Consider the following 26,438-nt stretch of genomic DNA (forward strand, 5'->3'; position numbering starts at 1 on the left):
ACCGAACCGGTGGGGCGGGCCGCGGCGTTCGTGCGGGTGGGGGCCCTGCGGGGGCTCGGCGGCGGGGGCGCGGTCCGGAGCAGCGGCCGGGGCGGGGGAGAATGCCCCCCGTACGAAGTACAGGGCGGCGGAAGGCGGCAGGTCCAGTGGAACCTCGGATCATCGGCAGCAGCACGGACGAGCACCTCGCGGACCCCTTCGGGAGCGCCGCGCTGCGCCGGCGGGTGCTGGACGCCTGGGCCGCCTCGCCGGCCCGGTTCCGGGAGGACGCCAACGCCGAGGAGGAACTCGCGCTCGGCGGCTACCGCGACCGCCTGGTCGTCGAGTTGGCGCAGAACGCGGCCGACGCCGCGGTCCGGGCCGGGCACGGTCCCGGCCGGCTGCGGCTCACCCTCGCCGACGGCGTGCTCGCCGCCGCCAACACCGGAGCCCCGCTGGACGCGGCCGCCGTCGAGTCGCTGTCCACCCTGCGCGCCTCCTCCAAGCGCGGTGAGACGCCCGCCGTCGGCCGGTTCGGCGTCGGCTTCGCCGCCGTGCTCGCCGTCACCGACGAGCCCGCCGTGCTCGGCGCCGCCGGCGGGGTGCGCTGGTCGCTCGGCGAGGCCCGCTCGCTGGCCCAGGCGCAGCCCGCGCTGGCCGAGGAACTGCGCCGCCGGGACGGCCACGTGCCGCTGCTGCGGCTGCCGTTCGCCGCGGAGGGCCCGGCCCCCGAGGGCTACGACACGGTGGTCGTGCTGCCGCTGCGGGACGCCGCCGCCGAGGACCTGACCCGCCGTCTGCTCGCCGGCATCGACGACGCGCTGCTGCTCACCCTGCCCGGCCTCGCCGAGGTCGTGGTGGAGACCCCGGAGGGCACCCGGACGCTCACCCGCGCCGCCGCCGAGCCCCGCCCGGACGGCGTCACCGAGGTCACCGTCACCGACGACGCGGACGGCCGGCCGCGGCGGACCCGCTGGCAGACCGCCGGCGCCACCGGCACCCTGGCCGCCGAGCTGCTCGCCGACCGCCCCACCGAGGAGCGCGCCCGCCCGTACTGGACGGTCACCTGGGCCGTCCCGGTCGCCGCCGACGGCACCCCGCAGGCGCCCGGCATCGCGCCGGTGCTGCACGCGCCCACCCCCAGCGACGAGCCGATCGGCCTGCCCGCGCTGCTCATCGCCTCCTACCCGCTGGACTCCACCCGCCGGCACGTCGCCCCCGGCGCGCTCGCCGACTTCCTCCCCGCGCGCGCCGCCGACAGCTACGCCGACCTGCTGCGCGCCCGCGGCGCCGACCTCGGCTCGCTCGGCCTCGTCCCCGGGCCGCTCGGCCAGGGCGCGCTCGACAACGCGCTCCGCGCGGCCGTCCTCTCCCGGCTGCCCGGCACGCCGTTCCTGCCGCACCCGGCGCCGGTCGAGGCGGGCACGCCCGCGCTGCGCCCCCGGGACGCCACCCTGCTGGAGGGGGCGGACGGCTCGGTGGTCGAGGCGCTGGCGCCGATCTTCCCCGGGCTGCTGCCGGCCGGGCTGGAGCGCCGTACCGAGCTGCGGGTGCTGAACGTGCGCCGGGTGCCGCTGGCCGACGTGGTCGACCAGCTCGGCGGCCTGGACCGCGAGCCCGCCTGGTGGCGCAACCTGTACGCGGCGCTCGGTGCCGCAGACCCGGAGGCGCTCGGCGCGCTGCCCGTCCCGCTCGCCGACGGCCGGACCATCACCGGGCCCCGGCGCGTCCTGCTGCCCTCCGAGGACGCCGACTGGGCGGCCTTCCCCGGCTACCCCGAGTCGCTGGCCGACGCGCTCGCCGCCCTCGACCTGCGGCTCGCCCACCCCGAGGCGGCCCACCCGCTGCTCGCCAAGCTCGGCGCCGGCACCGCCACCCCGGCCGGGGTGCTCGACACCCCCGAGGTGCGGGCCGCCGTCGCCCGCTCCTACCAGGTGGCCGAGGACGACGTCGAGGCCGCGCTCGAACTGGCGGACGCTGTCCTGGCGTTGGTCAAGGTCGCGGGCCCGGCCGCCGGCGAGCACCGCTGGCTGGCCCGGCTGGCCCTGCTCGACGACGAGGGCGAGCCCGCCCGCGCCGGTGAACTCGTCCTGCCCGGCAGCCCGTTCGCGGCTCTCGCCCGCGAGGAGGACGCCGGCTGGGTGGACGACGAGCTGCTGGAGCGCTGGGGCCCGGAGGTGCTCACCGCCGTCGGCGTGCTCGCCGACTTCGTCCTCGTCCGCGCCGAGGACGTGGTGCTCGACCCGGACGACCTGGAGCGGCTCGACCCCACCGCGCCCGCCGACCGCGCGGCCGGCGGCCACCCCACCGGGCTGCTCGACGAGGCGCCCGACGGCCTCGCCGACTGGGCCGAGGACGCCCTCGAAGCCCTGCAGGCCGACGACGTCGCGGGCGTCCCGCCGGTGGCCGCGGAACTGCTGGCCGTCCGCGACCTCGACCTGGTCGACGACGACGCCTGGCCCGAGGCGCTCGCCGCGCTCTCCCGCCCGCCGTACCGGGACGCCGTCGTCAACCCCGTCCGCACCCTGCTGCCGGACGGCTCCTACACCGACCTGCCGCCGTACACCGCCTGGTGGCTGCGCGACCACCCGGTGCTGGACGGCCGCGAGCCCGCCGGACTGCGCGCCGCCGGTGCCGACCCGCTGCTGCGCGGCCTCTACGACGAGGCCCGGACGACCCTGGACGAGCAGTTCCTGCACGCGCTCGGGGTGCGCACCACGCTGGCCGCGCTGCTCGCCGAACCGCACGGCCCGGACGAGGTGCTGGACCGGCTCACCGATCCGGCCTCCGACCTCGGCCACCGCCAACTGCACGGCCTGCACAGCGCGTTGGCGCGGGTCGAGATCGAGCGGATCGAACCGGTCGACGTGGTGCGGGCGCTGCCGCCGCTCGACCCGGACACCGGCCGCCGGCCGGCCCACACGGTGGTCGTCGACTCCTCCAGGGCGGTCGTCGCCGACGCGCCCGACCTCGTCCAGCTCCTGCACCCGTACCCGCTGGTGCCGGTCGCCCCGGCGCTCGCCGCCGACCTCGCCGAGCGGCTGCACGTCTCGCTCGCCAGTGAGGTGGCGGGCGGGCGGGTGCTCTCCGAGGGCGTGCTGCACCGGGTCCCCGCCGTGGTGCGGGAGCTGCTGCCCGGCTGCCCGGTCGCCTACGAGGAGCACGAGGAGCTGCTGGTGGTCGGCCCGGACGGCGACGACGCCGCCGTGGACTGGCGTTGGGACGTCGAGGCGGACGCCCCGGAGGCGCCCTACGACCCGGACGCGGCCGAGGCCGCCGACGAGGACGACGAGTTCGAGCTCCCGCCGGTGCCCGGGCTGCTGCACGCGGCCACCCCGGAGGGCCTGGCGGCCGGGCTCGCCTGGTCGGTCGGGCAGTGGCACCGGCGGTTCGAGGTGCTGGCCGTGCTCACCGATCCGGACCGGGCGTACGAACTGTCCGCGGCGCGGGACTTCGAGGGCTGAGCGCTCAGCGGGCCCGCCCACGGCGCTTGAGCCGCAGGTAGACGACGGTGGTGGTGGCCAGCCAGACGGCCGCCACCAGGGCCTTCACGGCCGTCGGCACCCACGGCAGCGCCGGGGCGGTCACCTCGCCGGCGTTCGTCAGCCAGCGGCCGCCGACCAGGACCAGGACCGTCAGTCCGGCCGCCAGCAGGCCGGCCAGGAAGGCGGTGAACGCCTCCACCTGCCCGGTCTCGCGCTCGGTTTCCCCACCCGTGTGGGCCATGTCGGCACCCCCTTCCGCGATCGATCATCCAGGCTGCGGGCCGGGGGTGCCAGGGCCTCACTCCATCCCGCGGCGCTTCATGAAGCGCCAGGCGATCTCCAGGGCCAGGCCGCAGACCACCGCGATACCGACGCCGACCAGGGGGTCGCGGGTGCCCACCAGCGAGAGCTGGAAGAACTCCGCCAGCCAGGGCACCAGCAGGACCAGGGCGAAGGCGCCGCCCATGGTGCCGATCAGCAGCAGGCGCCACCAGTTGTAGGGGCGGGCGACGATGGCGAGCACCCAGATGGCGATCAGGAAGAGCGTCAGGGTGGCAACGCTGGTGTCGGCCTTGAGGTCGGTCGCGTGGTCGGAGCGGGCCAGCGCGTAGGCGACGAAGGTGCCGGTGCCGGCGATGACGCCGCCCGGCACGGCGAGCCGCAGGACGCGCTTCACGAAGCCGGTGCGGGCCCGCTCGTTGTTGGGGGCGAGGGCGAGGAAGAAGGCCGGGATGCCGATGGTGAGGGTGGAGAGCACGGTGGAGTGCCGGGGCAGGAACGGGTACGGCGAGTGGGTGAAGATCACCAGCAGGGCCAGCAGGACCGAGTAGACCGTCTTCACCAGGAACAGGCCCGCGACCCGCTCGATGTTGCCGATCACCCGGCGGCCCTCGGCGACCACCGAGGGCAGGGTGGCGAAGGAGTCGTTGAGCAGCACGATCTGGGCGACCGCCTTGGTGGCGTCGCTGCCGGTGCCCATCGCCACGCCGATGTCGGCGTCCTTGAGCGCGAGCACGTCGTTGACGCCGTCTCCGGTCATCGCCACGGTGTGTCCGCGGGACTGCAGGGCGGCGACCAGCTGGCGCTTCTGCTGCGGGGTGACCCGGCCGAAGACGGTGGTCCGTTCGGCCGTGTCGGCGAGGGCGTCCGGTTCGGCGGGCAGCGTCCGGGCGTCCAGCGGGTGGTCGGCGCCGGGCAGACCGAGATGGCTGGCGACCGCGCCGACCGAGACCGCGGCGTCGCCGGAGATGACCTTGGCCTGCACCTGCTGGCCCTCGAAGTAGCGCAGGGTGGCGGCGGCGTCGTGGCGCAGCCGCTGCTGAAGTACCACCAGGGCGAGCGGGGCGAGCCCGTCGGCCGGGTCGGGGGAGTCCAGCGGGGTGGGGGTGCGGCCGAGCAGCAGCACCCGCAGGCCCTTGGCGCCCAGCTCGTCGACCTCGGTGAGCGCCGGGTGCCCGGCGGGCAGCAGCACGTCGGGGGCGCCGAGCAGCCAGCTGGCCTCGCCGCCCTGCGGCTCCAGCAGCTGCACGCCGCTCCACTTGCGGGCGGAGGAGAACGGCATCGCCTCGATCACCCGCCAGCCGTCGGCGGCCGGGGAGCCGCCGGCCCCCGGGGCGCCGCCGTCGCCGCGCCCGTAGGCGTCGATGACCGCCTGCATGGAGGGGTTGGGGCGGGCGTCGGCGCCGGCCATCACGCCGAGCGCGTGCTTGATGGTGTCCGGGTCGGGGGCGCCGGGCTCGCCGTCGGAGAGGACCCGCAGGTCGACGACGTCCATGCCGCCCTCGGTGAGGGTGCCGGTCTTGTCCAGGCAGACGGTGTCGACCCGGGCCAGGCCCTCGATCGCCGGGAGCTCCTGGACCAGGCACTGCTTGCGGCCCAGCCGGATCACGCCGATCGCGAAGGCGACCGAGGTCAGCAGGACCAGTCCCTCGGGGACCATCGGTACGATCCCGGCCACCATCCGGCGTACGGCCTCGCGCCAGTCGCGGCCCTCGACGGCCAGCTGGCTGATGATCAGGCCGATGGCGGTGGGGATCAGCAGGTAGGTGATGAAGCGCAGGATGCTGTTGATGCCGCTGCGCAGCTCCGACTTCACCAGGGTGAACCGGCTGGCCTCCTCGGCGAGCTGCGCCGCGTACGCCTCGCGGCCGACCCTGGTGGCGGTGAACGCGCCCGCGCCGGCCACCACGAAGCTGCCGGACATGACCTGGTCGCCGGGCTGTTTGAGGACGGGGTCGGGCTCGCCGGTGAGCAGCGACTCGTCGATCTCCAGGCCGTCCGCCTCGGTGACCTCGCCGTCGACGATCACCTTGTCGCCGATGCCGAGCAGCACTGTGTCGTCGAGCACGATCTCGGCGACGGAGATCTGTTCGACGGTGCCGTCCCGGCGGACCTCGGGGCGGGCCTCGCCGATCAGGGCCAGGCTGTCCAGGGTCTTCTTGGCGCGCAGCTCCTGGATGATGCCGATCGCCGTGTTGGCGACGATGACCAGGCCGAACAGGCCGTCCTGGAGCGGGCCGACGATCAGGATGATCCCGAACATCACGCCGATGATCGCGTTGAAGCGGGTGAAGACGTTGGCCCGGACGATCTCCTTGGCGGAGCGGCTGGACCGTACGGGGACGTCGTTGACCTGTCCGCGCGCGACGCGTTCGGCCACCTCGGCGGAGGTCAGCCCGCCGCGTCGGCCGGGCAGCAGCCCGAGGGGGTGCGCACCGTCGGGGCGGTCGGCGTCGCCGGGCTGCTCTTCCGCGGGGTGGGCAGGCTGCGTCATGGCACCGACTCTACGGGTGCCTTATGTCCGGTGCGTGCTACTAAAGGACTATTCAGTCCGACTGGGTGGCCGGGTCCTGGCCGTCGTCTCCGGCCGCCCGGTTCGCGGTCTCGGCGGCGCGGTCGCGGGCGATGGCGTCCCGTCGGGCGCGGCAGTACCAGAGGCCGATCAGGCCGAGCAGGCCGCCGGAGAGGCAGATCCACGGCCAGGTGCCGTGGCCGTGGTCGGAGAGGGTGCCCTGGAAGGGGAGCAGGGCCAGGAAGGCGACGAACCACAGCACCGTGCCGCCGCCGACGATGGCGACGTCGTTGGCCTCCAGCGGAGGGGGCGAGGGGTGCAGCGGCGTCTTGGGCATGGGGCCTAGCGTACGGTGCGGCGGCAGACCCGCAGGGGCCCTCTGGTTTCTACGCGCGAAGATAGCGCGTGTGCGATCGGGAAACCATACTGAAAGTTCCCCGCCCGGCCACCGTCGCCCCGGGCGTCCCCCCCTCCTCAGCTCCCCCACAGAGGACGCACGCATGCCTGTGGTCCAGCCGACCACCGAGTCGCCCGAACCCGCCTCCAGCGCCCCCAAGCCCCCCGCCGGCGCCCTGGACCGCTACTTCCGGATCAGCGAGCGCGGCTCCACCCTGCCGCGCGAGATCCGCGGCGGCGTCGCCACCTTCTTCACCATGGCGTACATCCTGGTGCTCAACCCGATCATCCTGGGCAGCGCCACGGACATGACCGGGGCCCACCTGGACAGCGCCCAGCTGGTCACCGCCACCGCCCTCACCGCAGGTCTCACCACCCTGCTGATGGGCGTGATCGGCAACGTCCCGATCGGCCTGGCCGCCGGCCTCGGCGTCAACACCATCGTGGCGCTCCAGCTCGCCCCCAAGATGACCTGGCCGGACGCCATGGGCATGGTCGTGCTGGCCGGCTTCGCGATCATGCTGCTGGTCGCCACCGGCCTGCGCGAGCGGGTCATGAACGCCGTGCCGCTCGGGCTGCGCAAGGCCATCGCGATCGGTATCGGCCTGTTCATCGCCCTCGTCGGCCTGGTCGACTCCGGCTTCGTCAGCCGCATGCCGGACGCCGCGCACACCACCGTCCCGCTGCAGCTCGGCGGCAGCGGGCACCTGCTCGGCTGGCCGGTGCTGATCTTCGTGTTCGGCCTGCTGCTCACCCTCGTCCTGCTGATCCGCAAGGTGCCCGGCGCCATCCTGATCAGCATCGTGGTCAGCACCGCGCTCGCCGTGGTGATCGACAAGCTCGTCGACGTCCCGGCGCTCAAGTGGGGCCTGACCGTCCCGGCCTGGCCGGGCAACCCGGTCGCCGCCCCGGACTTCGGCCTGGTCGGCAAGGTCAGCCTGTTCGGCGGCTTCGAGAAGGTCGGCGTGCTGACCGGCGTGCTGTTCGTCTTCACCGTGCTGATGTCCTGCTTCTTCGACGCGATGGGCACCATCCTCGGCGTCGCCGACGAGGCCCACCTGCTCGACGAGAACGGCGACCTGCCCGGCATCAACAAGATCCTGATGGTCGACGGCATCGCCACCGCGGCCGGCGGCGCCACCTCCGCCTCCGCGAACACCTGCTTCGTGGAGTCCACCGCCGGTGTCGGCGAGGGCGCCCGGACCGGCTTCGCCTCGATCGTCACCGGCCTGCTCTTCGTGGTCGCGCTCTTCCTCACGCCGCTCGCCACCATGGTCCCGGCCCAGGCCGCGACCCCGGCCCTGGTCACCGTCGGCTTCCTGATCCTGGCGGGCTCGATCAAGGAGATCGACTGGTCGGACCACACCATCGCGATCCCGGCCTTCCTGACGATCGTGATGATGCCGTTCACCTACAGCATCACCAACGGCATCGGCTTCGGCTTCATCGCCTTCTGCGTCCTGCGCCTGGCCGCCGGGCGCGGGCGCAGCGTGCCCGTCCCGCTGTACGCGGTGGCGTCGGTGTTCGCCTTCTACTACCTGATGCCGGCCCTCGGCCTGCTCTGACGCCGTACCGCTCCACCGGCGGCCCCGTCCTGTCCCCCTCCGGGGAAGGGCGGGGCCGCCGTCGTTCCCGGGGGCGCCTGCCCCGGGCCGGCGGTCAGTGAACGCAGAACTCATTGCCCTCGGGATCGGCCATGAGTGTCCAAGCGCCGCCGGGCTCCTCGACGTCGTTCAGCACGGTGGCGCCGAGCGCCTGGAGGCGGGCGACGGTGGACTCGCGCTCGCCCGGGCCCGGGTGCACGTCGAGGTGGAGGCGGTTCTTGCCGTGCTTCGGCTCGGGGACGGCCTGGAAGAGCAGGCGGCGGCCCAGGCCGGTGCCGGTGGCGGGGTCGTACGGGTCCTCGGGGTGGCGGACGGCGGCGAGGGTGCGCCAGGCGGGGTGGCCGTCGACCTCGGTGACGGCGTCCGGGGTGACGGCACCGGCGTCGAGCAGGCGGGTGATCAGGGCGCTGTGCTCCTCAAGGGCGTGGTCGAGGGCGGCGGCCCAGAAGGCGGCCAGGCGGTTCGGGTCGGCGCAGTCGATGACGAGCTTCCAGTGCAGCGGCATGCAACCGGTTGTACCGGTTGCGAGGGCGGTTCGGCGATCACCGCCGGGAAAATGTCAAAAAGGGGCCTGTGTAGCGAAGTTGACGGAGGGAATACTGCCTGGACGGACACGGGGAGGGGGCTCGACCGATGGTGCAACAGGATCCGCCCGGGGGAGACGAGGCGAAGCTGCTGCCGGAGCTGTTCTGGACGGCGGACAAGGCCTCGCTGGACGGCCAGCGCGAGACGCTGCGCTGGTACCGCGGACTGATCGCCATGCTGGTGATCGCCGCCGTGATCGGCTCGTTCCCCGGGCCGAAGGACCGCGGCTCCTTCGACAGCGTGCCGCTGTACTCGGTGGGCGCCTTCCTGATCGCCGGCTACTTCTGGTCCCGGCTGCGCCGCAGCAACCCGCAGGGGCGCTGGTACGAGGCCCGGGCGGCGGCCGAGTCGGTCAAGACGCTGGCCTGGAAGTACACCGTCCGGGCCCGGCCGTTCGACGGCGAGGCGGAGTCCGCGGACGTGGACCGCGGCTACCTGCTCCAGGTCGAGGACGTGCTGCGGGCCTTCGAGGACCCGGAGATCGTGCCGCCCGGCACCGTCCCCGAGATCACCCCGGAGATGCGGCGGATGCGGGCCGGCAGCCTGACCACCCGCCGCATGCTCTACCTGCGCACCCGGGTCGAGGGCCAGCGCACCTGGTACCGCGCCCGAGCCGAGGCGTGCGAGACGCAGGCGGTGTCCTGGGGGCTCGGCATCGCGGCGCTGATCATCATCGGCGCGGCGGCGGCCGTCGCCCAGGCCACCGGCGCCCTCCAGGTGCACGTCTTCGGCGCCAGCTCGGCCGCGGCCGCCGCCGTCATCGCCTGGACCCAGCTCAAGCAGTTGCGCCCGCTGGCCGCCGCCTACCAGCTGGCCGCGCGCGAACTGGAGAACGTCGGCAACCAGCTCTCCGACCTCGACCTCAAGACGCCGGACGCCGAGGCGCGCTGGGCCCGGATGGCCGCCGAGGCGGAGGACGCGGTGTCCCGCGAGCACACCACCTGGCGGGCCCGCCGGGCGTTTCCGCGGTAGCGGCCGGGGTCGTCGACGCCGGGGAGCGGCCGGGGCCGTCGACGCCGGGGAGCGGCCGGGGCCGTCAATGCCGGGGAGCGGCCGGGCCGGTCGATGCCGGCGGGCGGCCGCGGCCGTCAACTCCGGGGAGGGGCTGGGGAGATCCGGCGAAGCGGACGCCACGCCGGGCGCACAGGTGTGCGGAGTGCGTGAGGGTCGGGCGGGAAGGCGTAGAACGTAATCATTACGTGTCCATGCCCTGGTTTCATCGCCTGCGCGCGACCCCAGTCCCTGTCCGGAGGCCCTCTTGCGCATTCTCCTGATCGCCAGCGCGTTCAACAGCCTGACCCAGCGCGTCCACACCGAGCTGCGCGGGCGCGGCCACCAGGTCGCCGTCCAACTCGCCCTCGGCGACGAGGTGATGAGGACGGCGGTGGACCGTACCGACCCCGAGCTGATCATCTGTCCGATGCTCACCAAGGCCGTCCCGCAGGACATCTGGTCCACCCGGACCGTCCTGATCGTGCACCCCGGGCCCCAGGGCGACCGCGGCCCCTCCTCGCTCGACTGGGCGATCACCGAGGGGGCGGACCGCTGGGGCGTGACCGTCCTCCAGGCCGTCGAGGAGATGGACGCCGGCGACATCTGGGCGTCCGTCGAGTTCCCCGTCACCGACTGCGGCAAGAGCGAGCTGTACCGGGGCGAGGTCGCCGACGCGGCCGTCGAGGCCGTCCTGCTCGCCGTCCAGCGCTTCGAGGGCGGGCTGTTCACCCCCGAACCGCTCGACTACGACCGGCCGGACGTCCACGGCAGGCTGCGGCCCCTCCTGCGGCAGGACGCGCGCCGGATCGACTGGGCCGCCGACGACACCGCCACCGTGCTGCGCAAGCTCCGCGCCGCCGACTCCCAACCCGGCGTGCTCGACGAGCTGTTCGGGCGCGAGTACTTCCTGCACGGCGGCCACCCCGAGGACGAGCTGCGCGGCCCGGTGCCCGGCGCCGTGCTCGCCACCCGCGACGGCGCGATCTGCCGCGCCACCGTGGACGGCGCGGTCTGGATCCCCCAGCTGCGCCCGCGCCGCACCCCGGGCGGGCCCGCCACGTTCAAGCAGCCGGCCGCGACGGTGCTCGCCGGCCTGCTGCACCGGGTCCGCGAAGTCCCGGTGACACCGACCTCGGCGGCCCGCCGGGAGACCTGGTCGGAGCTGCGCTACCGCGAGGAGGGCGACGTCGGCTACCTCGAATTCGCCTACGCGGGCGGGGCGATGAGCACCGGGCAGTGCCGCCGGCTGCTCGCCGCCTACCGCGAGGCCGCCGACCGGCCCACCTCGGTGCTGGTGCTCGGGGCGCCCCGGGACTTCTACTCCAACGGGATCCACCTCAACGTCATCGAGGGCGCGGCCTTCCCCGCGCTGGAGTCCTGGGAGAACATCAATGCGATGGACGACCTGGTCCACGCGGTCCTCACCACGACCGACAAGCTCACCGTCGCCGCCCTGGCCGGGAACGCGGCGGCCGGCGGCCTGATGGCGGCCCTCGCCGCCGACGAGGTGTGGTGCAGGGAGTCGGCGGTGCTCAACCCGCACTACCGGCTGATGGGCCTCTACGGCTCCGAGTACTGGACGTACACCCTGCCGCGCCGGGTCGGCGACGAGCAGGCCGCGCGGCTGACCACCGAGGCGCTGCCGGTCGGCGCCGAACACGCGTGCCGGATCGGCCTGGTGGACCGCACCTGCGGCGGGGACGCGGCCGCCTTCCGGCGCTGGGTGGTCCGGGAGGCCGCCGCGCTCGGCGCCTCGCCCGAACTCACCGGGCGGCTGGTCGACAAGAAGCGCCGTCGGTCCGCCGACGAGGAGGCGAAGCCGCTGGCCGAGTACCGGGCGGAGGAACTGCGGCGGATGCACGCCAACTTCTACCGGGCGGGCGAGCCGTACCACGCGCTGCGGCGGGACTTCGTGCACAAGGTCTGCCCGGTGGCCACGCCCGTGCACCTGACCGGGCTGCTGGGGCGGCCGGAGTGAGCGGGCGGCGTCGGCCGGAGTGAGCCGAGGGCGTCCGGCTGGGGTGGGGGACCCGGTCGGACGCCCTCGGGGCTTGGGGGGGACTGGGAGACGGGGGGCTTCGGGGGCTTCAGGGGCTTCGGGGCCTTGGGGCCCGCCCGGCTCAGCGCCTGGTGCCGGCCTCGTCCCGCTGCCGCCGCTGGCGCGGGACCAGTGGGACCAGCGGGGCCGCCGGGCCGAGCAGGAGCGGCTGCGTGGTGCTGCGGCTCGGTGAGACCGCGAAGGCCAGCGAGCCGAAGAAGACGTAGCAGCCGAGCCCGACCCCGAGCGGGAAGATGAACTGCAGCGCCATCACGCCGCCCTGGGTGGAGTGCGAGTAGTCGAGCCGCACCGAGAGCGCCGCCATGCCGGTGTAGTGCATCGCGCACACCGCCACGCCCATGACCGGCGCGGCCGCCAGGACGGCGAGCGTGCCGCGGATGTTCAGGGTGGCCCAGAGCGCGGCGGTGGCCGCGAACACGGCGATGGCGACGGACAGCCAGACCGTGAGCCGGTCGTAGTCGAGGTGGCCGGGCAGGACCATCGCGGCCATCCCGAGGTAGTGCATCGCCGCGACCCCGAGGCCGGTGGTCAGCCCGCCGGCCAGCAGGGACAGGACGGGGCGGCGGCTGTACCCGACGGTGAACAGGCCGATGCCGACGACGGCGATGGCGACCAGCAGGCTGAGCACGGTCAGCCCGGGCCGGTAGCTGATCTCGACCCCGGTGACGGAGAAGCCGAGCATCGCGATGAAGTGCATGGACCAGATCCCGGCGCCGAGCGAGGTCGAGGCGAAGAGCAGCCAGACCACCCTGGTCCGGCCCTGCGAGACGAGTGCCCAGCGGGCGCTGCGCAGGGCGACGAAGGCGCCGAGGCAGGCGACGAAGTACGAGACCGCCGGTGTCACCCAGCCGTGGTCGGCATGATGGATCTCACCCAAGAGAGCTCCCAGGACGGATGCGGGGGAGGAAGGGCGCCAGGCCTCGGGCGGACACGGATGGTCGGGAAGGAACGCGGCAACGGGCGCGGGAACGGCGCCGCCGAAGGGAGACCTGGCGTGTGGTGCCCCTGACAACGGGGGACAGTAGCCACTACCGGACGGTCGCACAAGGTTCGCGCTTTTCGTGAAGTCCCAGGTCAGGATGGACCTTTACGCGGCCTGCATGATCTTGGCACCAACTCCTGACACCGCCTGCGCACGGCACCCGGTCGGTTCGTCCGTTACTCCGGGTTCGTCACCTCGGGCTCGTCGCTCCGGGTTCGTCACTCCAGTGGGGCTAGCCCGAACGGGTGGCCGGCTGGGTCGATCAGCACCTTGAGCGTCCGGCCGTGCTGGTACGTCGGCTCGGTCGCGCCGAGTGCGAGCGCCTTCGCGATGGCCTCGTCCAGGTCGTCCACGTAGAAGTCCAGGTGGAAGTGCTTGCCGCCGTCCGGCTCCGTCCACGGCTCCGGCCGGTAGCCCGAGACCCGGCCGAAGCCCAGCGGGCTGCCGCCCTCCGGGTTGTCCAGGATCGCGAACTGCTCGTCCAGGTGGCGGCTCTCCCAGCCCAGCAGCTCGCCGTAGAACCCGGCCAGCGCGATCGGGTCGGCGCAGTCGATGGTGACCATGGCGAGGCGGGCGAAGCCGGTGTCGCCCGGCGCGGCGGCGAGGCCGGAGGGGAGGCCGGAGGCGGGGTCGGCGGCGAGGTCGGACATGTCTGGTCGGCCCTTCCAGTCGAGATCATTCGAGACCCAGCACCAGCATCGCACCGGGCCGATCTTCCGGCGCGCGGTGAACGGACGGGGCCGGCGGGGTGGAATGGGAACGCATTTTCCTTAGCGAGAGTAATGACGTAAGCTAAAGAACATGCCCGAGATGTCCGAGCAGGACCTCGCAGCGATCAATCAGCTGCGATCGTCCACGATGCGCCTCTCCCGTCGACTCAAACACCAGCGGGTCGAGGAGTCGCTGAGCCCCACCGAGATGGGGGTGCTCGGCACCCTCGCCAGATGCGGAAAGGCGACACCGGGTGAGCTCGCCCGGAAGGAGCACGTGCAGCCGCCCTCCATGACCAGGATCGTCGCGATGCTGGAGGAGAAGGGGCTGGTGCGGCGCGAGCCGCACCCCGAGGACCGCCGCCAGGTGGTCGTCAGCAGCACCGAGCAGGCCGAGGCGATCCTCGCCGAGAGCCGCCGGCGCCGCAACGTCTGGCTCGCCGAGCTCGCCGAGGGGCTCGACGAGGAGGAGTGGGCCGTCCTCCGGGAGGCCGCGCCCGTGCTCTACAAGCTCGCACACCTCTAGGCACGCCGACCCCGGCCCGCCGGCCGGGAGAAGAAGGAGTACCGCATCACCGCAGCACCGACCACAGAAACCAGGAGCGCGACGGCCGCAGTTCGGGCCGTCGCGCCGCGAGGGGAGACCACCGTGACACCGCCGGCCGCAGCCAGCGCCGCCGCCATCCGCACCGACGACCAGACCACCGACCCCGCCGCGGCAGGCGCCGCGGCCGCCGACCTCCAGGCACCCGCCCCCACGGGGCTGCCCGGCAGCGGCGACGACGACCCCGACGAACGCACCGCGGCGGACGACCCCGCCGCTCCCGGACGCACCCACGCGTCCACGTCTCCCACAGGTGCCCGCTTCACGAGGCCCGGGGGGATGTTCTCCTCCCTGCGCGTTCGCAACTACCGCTACTACTTCGCCGGCCAGGTGGTGTCCAACACCGGCACCTGGATGCAGCGGATCGCCCAGGACTGGCTGGTCCTCAGCCTCACCGGCAGCCCCCTCGCGGTCGGCATCACCACCGCCATGCAGTTCCTGCCGATGCTGCTGCTCGGCCTGTTCGGCGGCGTGCTTGCCGACCGGATGCCCAAGCGCCGGCTGCTGATCTACACCCAGGGCGCCATGGGCCTGCTGGCCGCCGGCCTGGCCGTCCTGACCATCGGCGGCGTCGTGACGCCGTACTACGTGTACGCCTTCGCGCTGCTGCTCGGCCTGGTCACCGTGGTCGACAACCCGACCCGGCAGGCCTTCGTGTCCGAGATGGTCGGGCCCAAGGACCTCGCCAACGCGGTCAGCCTGAACGCCGCCAACTTCCAGACCGCCCGGCTGGTCGGCCCCGCCGTCGCGGGCCTGCTGATCGCCGTGGTCGGCAGCGGCTGGGCGTTCGCCGTCAACGCGCTGTCCTTCGCCGCCGTGATCGGCGGGCTGCTCGCCATGCGGGAGAGCGAACTGCGCCCGACCGAGCCGATCGCCCGCGAGAAGGGCCAGCTGCGGGAGGGCCTGCGCTACGTCAAGGAGCGGCCCGAGCTGCTCTGGCCGATGGTCCTGGCCGGGTTCATCGGCACCTTCGGCTTCAACTTCCCGACGCTGCTCTCCGGCTTCGCCTACGACACCTTCAAGGTCGGCGCCGGGCAGTACGGCCTGCTGAACACCGCGATGGCGGTCGGCTCGCTGGCCGGCGCGCTGCTCGCGGCCCGCCGGGGCGTGCCCAGGCTGCGCCGGCTGGTGGTGGCGGCGCTGGCCTTCGGCTCGCTGGAGGTGGTGGCCGCGTTCGCACCCGACTACTGGACCTTCGCGGTGCTGCTGACGCTGATCGGGGTGTTCGGACTCAGCTTCAACACTTCCGTCAACTCCATGCTGCAGTTGGCCACCGACCCCGCGATGCGCGGTCGCGTGATGGGCCTGCTGGTGCTGGTCTTCACCGGCGGCACGCCGATCGGCGCCCCGATCGTCGGCTGGGTGACCGCCTCGTACGGGCCCCGGCTCGGCCTGCTGGCCTGCGGACTGGTGTCCGCGCTGGCGGCCGGTGTGGTGGGCCTGGTGCTGGCCCGCAGCGCGGACCTGCGGGTGCGGTTCGACCTGCACCCCGGCCGTGGCGGCCGGGTGGTGGCCTTCGTGCCGCGGACCATCACCGCCGCCAAGTCGGAGCTGGCGCCCGCCTGCTGATGAAGCGCCATGCCCCGGGGTGGTGGTCCGCCCCGGGGCTTCGGTGCAGGGTCGGGGGTCCTTCGGTGCAGGGCCGAAGGGTCAGAGCCGGATCGCGAGGACCTGGCCGGGCCAGATGCCGTTCGGCTGCTCGGCCTCGAAGGACTCGGTCTCGGTGAACCCGAGCGCCCGGTACTGGCCGACCAGCCTGCGGTCGGCGCCCGCGTAGCAGTCCACCCGCAGCAGGCCGAGGCTGCGCCGGCGGGTCTCCTCGACCGCGTCGGCGATCAGCGCGGTGCCGATCCCCGAGCCCTTGCGGCTGCGGTCGGTGACCAGGATGCGGACGTACAGCTCGGGCTCGTCCACTGCGGGGATGTACTTCCCCCGCTGCTCGGACAGCACGCAGCAGCCGACGGTGCGGCCCTCGTCGTCCTCGGCGAGGCGGATCAGGAACGGTTCGGTGGCGTACTCGGCGACCTGCTCGACCCGGGCCGGGATGGTGCTGAAGGGCTGGTCGCCCCACTGGCCGGTGCGGCCCTGGCCGGCCAGCCAGCCCACGGCGCCGTCGAGCAGGGCGAGGATGTCGGGAATGTCGTCCGGTCCCCCGGTGCGGATCTTCATAGGAAACGTTCTAGCCCAAACCGCCTTGCGCGGGAAGATGTCTCCATGAGGCTCTTCGTGGCGGTGCTGCCGCCGGTCAACGTGCTGCAGGGGCTGTCGGACGCGGTGGCGCCGGTGCGCGGGCTGCCCGGGGCGGACCGGCTGCGCTGGACCACCGTCGAGGGCTGGCACCTGACCCTGGCCTTCCTCGGCGAGGTGCCGGCCGAGGAACTGCCGGAGCTGGAGGCGGGCCTGGCCGCCGTCGCCGAGGTGCACCCGGTGCACCGGCTGCGGCTGTCCGGCGCCGGCCGGTTCGGCGACCGGGTGCTCTGGGTCGGGGTGGAGGGGCAGACCTGGGCGCTGCGCCGGCTCGCCGAGGCCGTGTCCGAGGCCACCGCCGCGGTGACCGGGGAGGTCGACGCCTTCACCTTCCACCCGCACCTCACGCTCGCCCGGGCCGGCTCCTCGCGCGGCCACCGGCGGGCCGTCCAGCGGCTCGCGGCGGCGGAGCTGGACACCCTGGCGGCCGCGCTGGCCGACTACCGGGGGCCCGAGTGGGAGGCCGCCGAGCTGCACCTGATGCAGAGCGACCTGGACGGCGGCTTCGCCCACTACTCGTCGCTGCGTGCCTGGCCGCTCGCCGACTGGAGCTGAGCCGGGGCGCGGTCGGGCCCGGGGTGGCGGTTCGGGCCTGGGGCGGCGGTTCGGGCCCGGGGTGGCGGTTCGGGCCCGGGGTGGCCGTTGGGCCCGGGGCTCCGATCCGTCGGCGGGTGGGCCGGAGGTACGCTCATTGACCGTGGATCCCAAGACTCGAATGCGTATCGTGACCGGCACCCTGGTGCTGCTGCTGGTCGTCGTGCTGATCAGCTCGATGGTCGGCGGGTAGGCCCGGCCGGCGGGCCCGCCTACCCGGCCCGGCTGGTCGGCCCCGCCGCAACGGCTGAGGGCCACCGCCCGGAGGCGGTGGCCCTCAGCCGTGCACGGGATCGCTCAGAGCTGCTCGACCACGTAGTCGATGCAGTGGGTGAGCGCCTCGACGTCCGCCGGGTCGATCGCCGGGAACATCGCGACGCGCAGCTGGTTGCGGCCCAGCTTGCGGTACGGCTCGGTGTCCACGATGCCGTTGGCACGCAGTGCCTTGGCGACGGCGGCGGCGTCCACCGACTCGTCGAAGTCGATGGTGCCGACCACCTGGGAGCGCTCGGCCGGGTTCGCCACGAACGGGCTGGCGTAGGAGGACTTCTCGGCCCACGCGTACAGCCGGGACGAGGAATCAGCCGTACGGGCGACGGCCCAGTCGAGCCCGCCGTTGCCGTTCAGCCATTCCAGCTGGTCGGCCAGCAGGAACAGGGTGGAGATCGCCGGGGTGTTGTACGTCTGGTCCTTCGACGAGTTGTCGATGGCCGTCGGCAGGTCGAAGAACGGCGGGATGTACCGGCCGGAGCCGGCGATCTCGGCGGCGCGCTCCAGGGCGGCCGGGGAGAACGCGGCCAGCCACAGGCCGCCCTCGGAGGCGAAGGACTTCTGCGGGGCGAAGTAGTAGACGTCGGTCTCGGTGATGTCCACCGGCAGGCCGCCGGCGCCCGAGGTGGCGTCCACCAGGACCAGCGAGCCCTCGTCCGCGCCCACCGGGCGCTTGATCGGCATCGCGACGCCGGTCGAGGTCTCGTTGTGGGTGAGCCCGTAGACGTCGACGCCGGCCTCGGCGACCGGCAGCGGGTGGGTGCCCGGGGCGGTCTTGATGACGCTCGGCTCGGCGAGCCACGGCGCGGCCTTGACCGAGGAGGCGAACTTGGAGGAGAACTCGCCGAAGTCCAGGTGCTGGGACTTCTCCCGCACCAGGCCGAACGCGGCGATGTCCCAGAAGGCGGTGGAGCCGCCGTTGCCGAGGACGACCTGGTAGCCCTCGGGGAGCGAGAAGAGGCTGCTCACGCCCTCGCGCACGCGCTTGACCAGGTTCTTGACCGGGGCCTGGCGATGCGAGGTGCCGAGCAGGGAGGTCTGGGTGGCGGCGAGGGCACTCAGGGCCTCGGGGCGCACCTTGGACGGTCCGCAGCCGAAACGGCCGTCTGCGGGCTTGATGTCAGCGGGGATCTGGATCTGAGCCACGCGCGCAGCCTACCGGCCGGGGCGCCGCCCGGGGTACGGTCGTCCGCACGCTGAGACTGTGATCTTCACGGCTCCCAGCTGCGGAAACAGCGGGCCCGAACTGCGGAAACAGCGGGCCCGACGGAGGTCGGACCCGCTGCTCGGGGGTGGTGCGGACGCGGAGCGCCCGGGGCGCCCGGGGGCGTTCGGCGGGCGCTCGGAGCGCTCGGGGCGCTCGGTGGGCTCAGTGGCCGATGGCGTCCCAGCCCTCGATCTCCTCGGGGCGGCGCGGGCCGGGGCCGATGTAGCGCGCGGCGGGGCGCACGAGCCGGCCGGTGCGCTTCTGCTCCAGGATGTGCGCCGACCAGCCCGCGGTGCGCGCACAGGTGAACATCGAGGTGAACATGTGCGCCGGCACCTCGGCGAAGTCCAGCATGATCGCGGCCCAGAACTCGACGTTGGTGGCCAGCACGCGGTCGGGGCGGCGGTTGTGCAGCTCCTCCAGCGCGGCCTTCTCCAGCGCCTCGGCGACCTCGAAGCGCGGCGCGCCGAGCTCCTTGGCGGTGCGGCGCAGCACGCGGGCGCGCGGGTCCTCGGCGCGGTAGACGCGGTGGCCGAAGCCCATCAGGCGCTCGCCGCGGTCCAGCGCGTTCTTGACCCAGGTGGTGGCGTCGCCGGTGCGCTCGATCTCCTCGATCATGCCGAGCACGCGGGACGGCGCACCGCCGTGCAGCGGGCCGGACATCGCGCCGACCGCGCCGGAGAGCGCGGCCGCCACGTCGGCGCCGGTGGAGGCGATGACGCGGGCGGTGAAGGTGGAGGCGTTCATGCCGTGCTCGGCGGCGGAGGTCCAGTAGGCGTCGATGGCCTTGACGTGCTTCGGGTCCGGCTCGCCGCGCCAGCGGATCATGAACCGCTCGACGACCGTCTCGGCCTTGTCGATCTCGCTCTGCGGGACCATCGGCAGGCCCTGGCCGCGGGCCGACTGGGCCACGTAGGACAGCGCCATCACGGCGGCGCGGGCGAGGTCGTCGCGGGCCTGCTCGGCGGAGATGTCGAGCAGCGGCTTGAGGCCCCAGACCGGGGCGAGCATGGCGAGCGCGGACTGCACGTCGACCCGGATGTCACCGGAGTGCACCGGGATCGGGAACGGCTCGGCGGCCGGCAGACCGGGGTTGAACTTGCCGTCCACCAGCAGGCCCCAGACGTGGCCGAAGGAGACGTGGCCCACCAGGTCGTCGATGTCGACACCGCGGTACCGCAGCGCGCCGCCTTCACGGTCGGGTTCGGCGATCTCGCTCTCGAACGCGACGACTCCCTCAAGCCCGGGTACGAAGTCGGACATACGACGGCTCCTTCAGTTCTGCGATCGGCGCTGCGCCGTGGTGGGGCGGCGCGCCAGTGACCGAATGGTGGTTGGCACTCGGTGCCAGAGTGACAGGCACCGGGTGCATTGCGCCATACACCACCATGGTGATGTTGCGCTTGGGCCCGCTTGACTTTTCCGCCGAGGGTCGGTCGTGCCCGGGAATCTCCGGAACCAAACGCCTGGTTCGGGACAATTCACCGTACGGGGGCGGTCGAGCGGTGGCGGGACACCTTATCTCCCACCGGGGTTTGTCCGGAGGTAGCGGTGCCGGTTGCTTGTCGTACGGGATGATGTTGACGTGCAGACCCCGGAACGCGCCCAGTCGACGCCCCTGAGCCCCGCCACCCGGATCCTGGCCGACGATGCCCGGCCCGGACCGGACCTCACCGTGATGCGCAAGCACTACACCCACGAGGGCCTGGTCGAGGAACAGCTCGCGCCCGAGCCGATCGCCCAGTTCACCCGCTGGTTCCACGAGGCGGACGACGCCGGGGTGGTCGAGCCCAACGCGATGGTGCTCTCCACCGCCGACGCCCAGGGGCGGCCCAGCTCGCGCACCGTCCTGCTCAAGGGCTACGACGTGCGCGGCTTCGTCTTCTTCACCAACTACGGCTCCCGCAAGGGCTCCGAGCTCGCCGCCAACCCGCACGCCGCGCTGCTGTTCCCGTGGATCGCGCTGGCCCGCCAGGTGATCGTCCAGGGGCGGGTGGAGAAGGTCGGCCGGGACGAGACCGCCGCCTACTTCCGCACCCGGCCGCACGGCTCGCAGCTCGGCGCCTGGGCCAGCGAGCAGTCCAGCCCGGTCGGCGGGCGCGACGTCCTCGAACAGCGCTACGCCGAACTGGAGCGCCGCTACCCGGAGGGCGAGGGCGTGCCCGTGCCGCCGTTCTGGGGCGGGTACCGGGTGATCCCGGAGAGCGTGGAGTTCTGGCAGGGGCGGGAGAACCGGCTGCACGACCGGCTGCGCTACTTCGCCGATCCGGCCGGAGCGGGCGGCTGGCGGGTGGAGCGGCTCTGCCCGTAGCCGGCGGGCCTGCGAGGCGTTCGAATACCGATGGGTCCGCTGTCGGGCTCGTCGGGTCCGTCGTCGGGCTCGTCGGGCTGGCCGTCGTGTGGAGTCGGAGGAGTGCGGGGCGCTGTCGAATCGCGCCAACTGGCCTTCGCCGGCCGGTGGTTCGGGTGGGGCGCGAGCGTCAGGGAAGGGGGCTCCGGCCGCGCCGGGGGAGCGGGTCGGGCCGGGGCGGCGGCCGTACGTTGGCGTAGGGGCGCCGCCGGGGTGGGTTCGGCGGCGCGACGCCGGGCGCCTGTGCGCCGGTCAGGTGCCTTCACGCGACCGCCGAGTGGGTGAACTTTTGGCGAGACTTCGCTGCGTGAAGGGGGTAGTGGGCTGTTAGGGGCGCGCAAGAGCACGGCGCAGCCCACGTGCTGGCAGTACCCTGGTCGACTAGGCCGACGTATATACCCGGCCCTGCTTCTCTCTAACCCCCATCGTGGAAGAGAATCGAACATGACACCCGCACTGGACACCATGCCCCGCACTGAACTGACGGAGCCTCAGGGCGAAATCCGGCCTTCGCTGGCCGACCTCGCCCAGCTCGGCGCCGAGGAACTCTCTGCCAGGATCCGACGAGCCCTGCCCGACACCGGTGCGGGTGCGGTGCCGGTCGCGGCCTTCAACTCCTCCATCTGATCGGCCGACTGACCATCGGCTCCGGCTGAATCCGATCGACCATGACGCCAACTCCGCTGCCTTTCACCCAATTCGTCGTGAAAGTGCACAGCCGGTGTGATCTTGCCTGCGATCACTGCTACGTGTACGAGCACGCCGACACCAGTTGGCGTCGACGCCCCAAGGTCATCGGTGACGAAGTCCTGAACAAGATCGCCGAGCGGATCGGCGACCACGCGGCCGCACACCGGCTGCCCGCCGTCCGGGTCGTCCTGCACGGGGGAGAACCCCTGCTCGCCGGCCCGGACCGGTTACGCCACGCGGCCAAGGCGCTCCGGGCGGCCCTGTCGCCCGGCTGCGCACTCGACCTGCGCATCCACACCAACGGCGTCCAACTGGACGACGCCTACTGCGAACTCTTCGCCGAAGTCGGCATGAGGGTCGGCATCTCGCTCGACGGCGACCGCGCCGCCAACGACCGCCACCGCCGCTTCGCCGACGGCCGCAGCAGCCACCCGCACGTCCTGCGGGCGGTCGAGCGGCTGCGCCGGCCCGCGTACCGGCACCTCTACGCCGGGCTGCTCTGCACCGTCGACATCGAGAACGACCCGGACGCCGTCTACCGGGCCCTGGCCGAACTCGACCCCCCCGCCGTCGACTTCCTGCTGCCGCACGCCACCTGGGAGGACCGGCCGAAACCGGCCGCCGACGGTGCGCAAACGCCGTACGCGGATTGGCTGTTGGCCGTGTACCGGAGATGGGACGCCGACGGCCGCCCGTTCGCCGTCCGCACCTTCGAATCCGTCCACCGGACGTTGCACGGGCTCTCCAGCCTCACCGAATCGCTCGGCCTGGAACCCTCCGACCTGGTCGTCCTGGAGACGGACGGCAGCTTCGAACAGGCCGACAGCCTCAAGACCGCCTACGACGGCGCGCCGGAGACGGGGTACGACGTCTTCGCGCACAGCCTCGACCAGGTCGCGCTGCACCCCGGCATGACCGCCCGCCAGTCGGGGCTGGCCGGGCTGAGCGCCGCCTGCCGGGCCTGCCCGGTCGTCCGCAGCTGCGGCGGCGGCCTGTACGCCCACCGGTACCGGGCCGACACGGGCTTCGACAATCCCTCCGTCTACTGCGGTGACCTCATGAAGCTCATCAACGAACTCGCCGGCGATGCCGCCGGGTCCGCTGCCGGTTCCGCCGCCGGGTCCGCTGCCGGTTCCGCCGCCGCTTCCGCGGCCGGTTCCGCCGCCGGTTCCGCTGCCGCGGCGGGTCCTTCCGTGCCCGCCCAGGCCGGGGAGCCGGTGGTGCCGGCCGCCCTCACCGAGCGGCAGCTCGACCAGCTCGCCCGCGGGTACGGGGACCAGGACACCGTACGGGCCCTGTCCCGCGCCCAACTCGCCCTCACCCGGGCCATGCTGGCCGCCGCCTGGGACGCCTCCGGGCAGCCCGGATCGGCGGCCTGGGCGCTGCTGTCCGAACTCGACGCGAGCGCACCCGCCGCCGTCGACACCGTCCTCACCCACCCGTACGCCCGCGCCTGGGCCGCCCGCCGGCTCGCCGGGGACCTCACCGTCGGGCTCGGCCCGCTGGCCGCCCTGGCCGCCGCCGCCGCCGTCCGCGCCGGTCGGGGGGACGCGGTCGCGGTGCCGGTGCGCGGCGGGTGGCTGCACCTGCCGACCCTCGGTCGGACCGCCGCCCCGGACGGGGAGGCGGTCGTCACCGGCCTGGCCGACGGGTTCAGCGTGCGGGCGTCCGACGGATCGGTGTCCGCCGCCCTGGACCAGCCGCTGCGGCGGGTCCGGCTGGCCGGAGGGTGGACGGTCACCCTGGAGGACGTCGACCCGCTGCGCGACAGCCACGACCACGCCGTGGCCGGCCGGCTCTCCGGCGGCGAACTGCTCGACTGGACAGGCGCGTTGCGCGAAGCCTGGGAACTGCTCGGGCACGACCTGCCCGCGTACGCGGAAGGCCTCCGGGCCGGCCTCACCACCATCACCCCGCTACGGCCGGGCCCCACCGGGCGGGACGTCAGCTCGGCCGCCCGGCAGGCCCACGGCGCGGTCGGCATCGCCCGGCCCGCGACCGCGCCGACGCTCGCACTGCTGCTCGCGCACGAGTTCCAGCACGTCAAACTCGGCGCCGTACTGGACCTGTTCGACCTCCACGACCCGGCCGACGACCAGCTGTACCTCGCGCCCTGGCGGCCCGATCCGCGCCCGCTCGAAGGCCTGCTGCAGGGCACCTACGCGCACCTCGCCGTCACCGAGTACTGGGGCACCCGCGCGCTCGCCTACGACGGGCTGCCGGGCGAGGCCGCCGACCGGGCGCGCACCCAGTTCGCGCTCTGGCGCCGGTACACCGCCGAAGCCGTCGACCGGCTGGCCGGATCCGGCGCACTCACGGCGCTCGGCTTGCGCTTCGCCGACGGCATGCGTGAGAGCGTCGCACCGTGGCTCGCCGTACCGTTGCCCGCCGCCGCTGAACGGGCCGCCGAACGGGCCCGTCACGAGCGTGGTCACGAGCGCGGCCGCGCCCGCCACGCCGAGGTCTGACCCAGAGGAGCGGCCATGCGCACCGTCACTGCTCTCACCGGCACTGCTCTCGCCGGCACCGCCCTCACCGGCACCGCCCTCACCGCTGGGGGTTTGGCCGCCGGGTTCGCCCAACTCGGCGTCCGCCCGGGCATGGTGGTGCACGTCGAGGCCTCCCTGCGCGCCCTCGGCCCGGTGGACGGCGGCGCCGCCACCGTCGCCGACGCGCTGCTCCACGTCCTCGGCCCCGGCGGCACCCTGGTCGCCTACACCGCCACCCCCGAGAACTCCGCCACCTCGCGCATCCACCAGACCGCCACCGCCGGCCTCACCCCGGCCGAGACCGCCGCCTACCGGGCCCGGATGCCGCGGTTCGACCCGGCGACCACCCCCTGCTCGCCGACCATGGGCGCCCTCTCCGAGGAGATCCGCACCCGCTCCGGCGCCCTGCGCAGCTGCCACCCCCAGACCTCCTGGACGGCCCTCGGCCGGCACGCCCGCGAGATCACCGCCCACCACCCCCTCACCTCCCACCTCGGCCCCGAGTCCCCGCTCGGACGCCTCTACGACCTCGACGCCCGGGTGCTGATGCTCGGCGTCCCGATGGCCCGCTTCACCGCCTTCCACCTCGCCGACCAGCGCATGCCCGACGTCCCCCTGCGCGAATACCGCTGCGTCGGCCCCGACGGCTGGCTCACCTTCCGGGCCCCCGAGCTCGACGACCTCCACTTCGCCGACCTCGGCACCCGCGTCCTCGCCGCCGCCACCGGCATCACCACCACCCACCTCGGCACCACCGACTGCCGCCTCGTCCCCGTCCGCGAAGCCGTCGACCTCGCCGAACACCTCCTCCGCCCCTGAGCCCCCCGCGCGCCCCGGCCGGCCCTTTTCAGCGTCCTGGTGCGTAGGAAGTCGGCCCCGCCGACTTCCCGTGTAGACGGGGCACAGTCCGTCTGGCTGGATGATCCTGGTAGCACCGTCGCGGTCCGTTGACGACCGCTCCGTGCCGCTCTAGAACGGAGCACAGGCCCCGGACACGGACTGCTGGGGGCGCCCCCCGAGAGATCCTGAGGAGCAATGCCATGGCTCCAGACGACAACGGCTGCCCGGTGCTGGACATGACCGGCCGGGCCCTGCACCAGCAGAACGCGGAGCTCCGCGCCGCCGGGCCCGCCGTGCGGGTCGAACTCCCCGGCGGCATCGTCGCCTGGTCCGTGACCCGCAGCTCGGTGATCCGTGCCCTGACCGGCGATCCGCGGGTCTCCCGCGACCCGCGCAAGCACTGGCCCGGCCTGGCCGCGGTGCCCGAGGGGTGGCCGATGGGCCCGATCGCGTTCCAGCAGAACTTCTTCAACCGCTACGGCGACGAACACCGCTCGGCGCGACGACGGATGGCGCCCTCGTTCTCGCCCCGCCGGGTGTCCTCGCTGCGGCCCGGTATCGAGGCGACGACCGCCGCCCTGGTCGGCGCGTTCCGTGACCTCGCCCCCGGCGAGGCCGTGGACATCCGCCGGGCCCTCTCGCTCCCGCTCACCATGACGGTGATCTGCGACCTCTTCGGCGTACCCGCCGACATGCGGCCGCAGATCGGCCGGTCGATGGACACCCTGCTGACGACGACGGCGACGACCGAGCAGATGACGGTCGCGCGGGCGGAGATCAACGTGGTGCTGGTCGAACTGCTGGAGCTCAAACGGCGCGACCCCGGCCCCGACCTCGCCAGCGACGTGGCCGCCGTCAGCACCGGCGGCGACACGGGCCGCGCCGAGGAGGAGTCCCGCGACGAGCTCTTCCTGATGCTCGGCGCCGGGTACGAGACGGCGGTCAACCTCATCACCAGCGCCGTCCAGGCGCTCCTCACCCACCCCCGCTACCTGGCCCAGGTCCGCGAGGGCACCCTCGCGTGGGAGGACGTCATCGAGGAGACCCTGCGCCACGAGAGCCCGGTGATGCACATCCCGCTCCGCTACCCGCTGGAGGACATCGACCTCGGCGAGGGCGTGGTCGTCCGCCAGGGCGAGCCGATCCTGCTCGGATTCGGCGCGGCCGGCCGGGACCCGGAGGTCCACCCGGACCGGCCGGACGACTTCGACCCGACCCGCCCCGACAAGGAGCACCTGTCCTTCGGCTACGGCCCGCACTTCTGCCTCGGCGCACCCCTGGCCCGGCTGGAGGCCGAAGTGGCCCTGGAAGGCCTCTTCTGCGCCTACCCCGGCAGCGCCCTGGACCCGGCCAGCCCGACGCCGGCCCGCCTGGAGTCCGTGATCATAAGCGGCCCGGCCGAGCTCTGGATCGTCCCGAGGCCCACCGCAGTGTGACGGCGGCACCTGGGGGAAGGGCGGCTCCCGCGAACTCGCGGGAGCCCCCCGCGCCGCCCAGGCGGGGGCGCGCCGGGGGGACACCCATTTGGTGATGAAATCGGAGGGCGCCCCCTACCCAAGAGGG

The 26,438-nt window shown here is 73.7% G+C and carries 21 protein-coding genes; 12 read left to right on the top strand and 9 right to left on the bottom strand.

Annotated features, from left to right (window positions below; genetic code table 11):
- Nucleotides 1–146 precede the first annotated feature (146 nt).
- Nucleotides 147–3,443 (top strand): sacsin N-terminal ATP-binding-like domain-containing protein, encoded by a 3,297-nt coding sequence (locus tag ACFV61_RS11400; RefSeq protein WP_380491303.1) that lies wholly within the window; start codon nucleotides 147–149, stop codon nucleotides 3,441–3,443.
- A 4-nt stretch (nucleotides 3,444–3,447) separates the two neighbouring features.
- Here ACFV61_RS11400 and ACFV61_RS11405 read toward each other — a convergent pair whose 3' ends face one another.
- The 3 genes from ACFV61_RS11405 to ACFV61_RS11415 are packed head-to-tail and all read right to left on the bottom strand — an operon-like array spanning nucleotide 3,448 to nucleotide 6,592.
- Nucleotides 3,448–3,705 carry a hypothetical protein gene (locus tag ACFV61_RS11405; RefSeq protein ID WP_063348203.1) on the bottom strand — a complete coding sequence of 86 codons (258 nt, stop codon included), beginning with the start codon at nucleotides 3,703–3,705 and terminating at the stop codon, nucleotides 3,448–3,450.
- 57 nt (nucleotides 3,706–3,762) lie between these two features.
- Nucleotides 3,763–6,237 (bottom strand): HAD-IC family P-type ATPase, encoded by a 2,475-nt coding sequence (locus ACFV61_RS11410; RefSeq protein ID WP_380423873.1) that lies wholly within the window; start codon nucleotides 6,235–6,237, stop codon nucleotides 3,763–3,765.
- Nucleotides 6,238–6,289: 52 nt separating this feature from the next.
- The gene (locus ACFV61_RS11415; RefSeq protein ID WP_380491305.1) at nucleotides 6,290–6,592 is read right to left on the bottom strand and encodes a DUF2530 domain-containing protein; all 303 of its coding nucleotides are present in this window, start codon (nucleotides 6,590–6,592) and stop codon (nucleotides 6,290–6,292) included.
- 163 nt (nucleotides 6,593–6,755) lie between these two features.
- On the opposite strand from ACFV61_RS11415, the gene ACFV61_RS11420 reads away from it, so the two are divergent.
- Complete coding sequence (locus ACFV61_RS11420; RefSeq protein WP_063348200.1) at nucleotides 6,756–8,216, top strand: NCS2 family permease; 1,461 nt, start codon at nucleotides 6,756–6,758, stop codon at nucleotides 8,214–8,216.
- Nucleotides 8,217–8,310: 94 nt separating this feature from the next.
- On the opposite strand, the gene ACFV61_RS11425 is transcribed toward ACFV61_RS11420, so the two are convergent.
- A complete protein-coding gene (locus tag ACFV61_RS11425) occupies nucleotides 8,311–8,760 on the bottom strand; it encodes a VOC family protein (RefSeq protein WP_380491306.1) in 450 nt (149 codons plus the stop codon).
- 128 nt (nucleotides 8,761–8,888) lie between these two features.
- Here ACFV61_RS11425 and ACFV61_RS11430 point away from each other — a divergent pair, with 128 nt between their 5' ends.
- Nucleotides 8,889–9,812 (top strand): DUF4231 domain-containing protein, encoded by a 924-nt coding sequence (locus ACFV61_RS11430; RefSeq protein ID WP_063348198.1) that lies wholly within the window; start codon nucleotides 8,889–8,891, stop codon nucleotides 9,810–9,812.
- A 286-nt stretch (nucleotides 9,813–10,098) separates the two neighbouring features.
- Nucleotides 10,099–11,811 carry a hydrogenase maturation protein gene (locus ACFV61_RS11435; protein ID WP_380491308.1) on the top strand — a complete coding sequence of 571 codons (1,713 nt, stop codon included), beginning with the start codon at nucleotides 10,099–10,101 and terminating at the stop codon, nucleotides 11,809–11,811.
- A 142-nt stretch (nucleotides 11,812–11,953) separates the two neighbouring features.
- Here ACFV61_RS11435 and ACFV61_RS11440 read toward each other — a convergent pair whose 3' ends face one another.
- A complete protein-coding gene (locus ACFV61_RS11440) occupies nucleotides 11,954–12,769 on the bottom strand; it encodes an MHYT domain-containing protein (RefSeq protein ID WP_063348196.1) in 816 nt (271 codons plus the stop codon).
- A 323-nt stretch (nucleotides 12,770–13,092) separates the two neighbouring features.
- Nucleotides 13,093–13,524: a VOC family protein gene (locus tag ACFV61_RS11445; protein ID WP_380341698.1), complete on the bottom strand. Its 432-nt coding sequence runs from the start codon at nucleotides 13,522–13,524 to the stop codon at nucleotides 13,093–13,095.
- Nucleotides 13,525–13,675: 151 nt separating this feature from the next.
- Here ACFV61_RS11445 and ACFV61_RS11450 point away from each other — a divergent pair, with 151 nt between their 5' ends.
- A complete protein-coding gene (locus ACFV61_RS11450) occupies nucleotides 13,676–14,110 on the top strand; it encodes a MarR family winged helix-turn-helix transcriptional regulator (RefSeq protein ID WP_063348195.1) in 435 nt (144 codons plus the stop codon).
- A gap of 123 nt (nucleotides 14,111–14,233) precedes the next feature.
- Nucleotides 14,234–15,757 (top strand): MFS transporter, encoded by a 1,524-nt coding sequence (locus ACFV61_RS11455; protein ID WP_380491310.1) that lies wholly within the window; start codon nucleotides 14,234–14,236, stop codon nucleotides 15,755–15,757.
- 81 nt (nucleotides 15,758–15,838) lie between these two features.
- Here ACFV61_RS11455 and ACFV61_RS11460 read toward each other — a convergent pair whose 3' ends face one another.
- A complete protein-coding gene (locus ACFV61_RS11460) occupies nucleotides 15,839–16,357 on the bottom strand; it encodes a GNAT family N-acetyltransferase (protein WP_380491312.1) in 519 nt (172 codons plus the stop codon).
- A gap of 45 nt (nucleotides 16,358–16,402) precedes the next feature.
- Between ACFV61_RS11460 and thpR the strand changes: the two genes are divergently transcribed.
- Nucleotides 16,403–16,990, top strand: a complete 588-nt coding sequence (gene thpR / locus ACFV61_RS11465) for an RNA 2',3'-cyclic phosphodiesterase (RefSeq protein WP_380491314.1) — start codon at nucleotides 16,403–16,405, stop codon at nucleotides 16,988–16,990.
- 336 nt (nucleotides 16,991–17,326) lie between these two features.
- Here the strand turns inward: thpR and serC are convergent, their stop codons facing one another.
- Both serC and ACFV61_RS11475 read right to left on the bottom strand, forming a co-directional pair.
- Nucleotides 17,327–18,445 (bottom strand): phosphoserine transaminase, encoded by a 1,119-nt coding sequence (gene serC, locus ACFV61_RS11470; protein WP_063348193.1) that lies wholly within the window; start codon nucleotides 18,443–18,445, stop codon nucleotides 17,327–17,329.
- A 223-nt stretch (nucleotides 18,446–18,668) separates the two neighbouring features.
- Entirely contained in the window at nucleotides 18,669–19,769 is a 1,101-nt protein-coding gene (locus ACFV61_RS11475) for a citrate synthase 2 (RefSeq protein WP_350877533.1), read from the bottom strand.
- Nucleotides 19,770–20,184: 415 nt separating this feature from the next.
- On the opposite strand from ACFV61_RS11475, the gene pdxH reads away from it, so the two are divergent.
- The 5 genes from pdxH to ACFV61_RS11500 all read left to right on the top strand — a co-directional run bounded on the left by pdxH (nucleotide 20,185) and on the right by ACFV61_RS11500 (nucleotide 26,311).
- On the top strand, nucleotides 20,185–20,817 hold the full coding sequence (pdxH, locus tag ACFV61_RS11480) for a pyridoxamine 5'-phosphate oxidase (RefSeq protein ID WP_380374849.1): 633 nt from the start codon (nucleotides 20,185–20,187) through the stop codon (nucleotides 20,815–20,817).
- A 483-nt stretch (nucleotides 20,818–21,300) separates the two neighbouring features.
- Entirely contained in the window at nucleotides 21,301–21,483 is a 183-nt protein-coding gene (gene fxsA, locus ACFV61_RS11485; protein ID WP_063348191.1) for an FxSxx-COOH cyclophane-containing RiPP peptide, read from the top strand.
- A 41-nt stretch (nucleotides 21,484–21,524) separates the two neighbouring features.
- Nucleotides 21,525–24,014, top strand: a complete 2,490-nt coding sequence (locus ACFV61_RS11490) for an FxsB family cyclophane-forming radical SAM/SPASM peptide maturase (RefSeq protein ID WP_380491316.1) — start codon at nucleotides 21,525–21,527, stop codon at nucleotides 24,012–24,014.
- A 15-nt stretch (nucleotides 24,015–24,029) separates the two neighbouring features.
- Nucleotides 24,030–24,854 (top strand): aminoglycoside N(3)-acetyltransferase, encoded by an 825-nt coding sequence (locus tag ACFV61_RS11495; RefSeq protein ID WP_380491318.1) that lies wholly within the window; start codon nucleotides 24,030–24,032, stop codon nucleotides 24,852–24,854.
- A 221-nt stretch (nucleotides 24,855–25,075) separates the two neighbouring features.
- The gene (locus ACFV61_RS11500; RefSeq protein ID WP_380491320.1) at nucleotides 25,076–26,311 is read left to right on the top strand and encodes a cytochrome P450; all 1,236 of its coding nucleotides are present in this window, start codon (nucleotides 25,076–25,078) and stop codon (nucleotides 26,309–26,311) included.
- The last annotated feature ends 127 nt before the right edge of the window (nucleotides 26,312–26,438 follow it).

Source organism: Kitasatospora sp. NPDC059817 (assembly GCF_042731835.1).
In the GTDB taxonomy this organism is placed as follows: Bacteria; Actinomycetota; Actinomycetes; order Streptomycetales; family Streptomycetaceae; genus Kitasatospora.

What these genes read in the sequence shown, in the direction of transcription:
- ACFV61_RS11450 (WP_063348195.1), top strand. Translation starts at nt 13,676, where the DNA reads ATGCCCGAGATGTCCGAGCAGGACCTCGCAGCGATCAATCAGCTGCGA.
- fxsA (WP_063348191.1), top strand. Translation starts at nt 21,301, where the DNA reads ATGACACCCGCACTGGACACCATGCCCCGCACTGAACTGACGGAGCCT.
- ACFV61_RS11425 (WP_380491306.1), bottom strand. Translation starts at nt 8,760, where the DNA reads ATGCCGCTGCACTGGAAGCTCGTCATCGACTGCGCCGACCCGAACCGC.
- pdxH (WP_380374849.1), top strand. Translation starts at nt 20,185, where the DNA reads ATGCGCAAGCACTACACCCACGAGGGCCTGGTCGAGGAACAGCTCGCG.
- ACFV61_RS11495 (WP_380491318.1), top strand. Translation starts at nt 24,030, where the DNA reads ATGCGCACCGTCACTGCTCTCACCGGCACTGCTCTCGCCGGCACCGCC.
- ACFV61_RS11475 (WP_350877533.1), bottom strand. Translation starts at nt 19,769, where the DNA reads ATGTCCGACTTCGTACCCGGGCTTGAGGGAGTCGTCGCGTTCGAGAGC.
- ACFV61_RS11490 (WP_380491316.1), top strand. Translation starts at nt 21,525, where the DNA reads ATGACGCCAACTCCGCTGCCTTTCACCCAATTCGTCGTGAAAGTGCAC.
- ACFV61_RS11410 (WP_380423873.1), bottom strand. Translation starts at nt 6,237, where the DNA reads ATGACGCAGCCTGCCCACCCCGCGGAAGAGCAGCCCGGCGACGCCGAC.
- ACFV61_RS11500 (WP_380491320.1), top strand. Translation starts at nt 25,076, where the DNA reads ATGGCTCCAGACGACAACGGCTGCCCGGTGCTGGACATGACCGGCCGG.
- ACFV61_RS11415 (WP_380491305.1), bottom strand. Translation starts at nt 6,592, where the DNA reads ATGCCCAAGACGCCGCTGCACCCCTCGCCCCCTCCGCTGGAGGCCAAC.
- ACFV61_RS11420 (WP_063348200.1), top strand. Translation starts at nt 6,756, where the DNA reads ATGCCTGTGGTCCAGCCGACCACCGAGTCGCCCGAACCCGCCTCCAGC.
- thpR (WP_380491314.1), top strand. Translation starts at nt 16,403, where the DNA reads ATGAGGCTCTTCGTGGCGGTGCTGCCGCCGGTCAACGTGCTGCAGGGG.
- ACFV61_RS11460 (WP_380491312.1), bottom strand. Translation starts at nt 16,357, where the DNA reads ATGAAGATCCGCACCGGGGGACCGGACGACATTCCCGACATCCTCGCC.
- ACFV61_RS11430 (WP_063348198.1), top strand. Translation starts at nt 8,889, where the DNA reads ATGGTGCAACAGGATCCGCCCGGGGGAGACGAGGCGAAGCTGCTGCCG.
- ACFV61_RS11405 (WP_063348203.1), bottom strand. Translation starts at nt 3,705, where the DNA reads ATGGCCCACACGGGTGGGGAAACCGAGCGCGAGACCGGGCAGGTGGAG.
- ACFV61_RS11445 (WP_380341698.1), bottom strand. Translation starts at nt 13,524, where the DNA reads ATGTCCGACCTCGCCGCCGACCCCGCCTCCGGCCTCCCCTCCGGCCTC.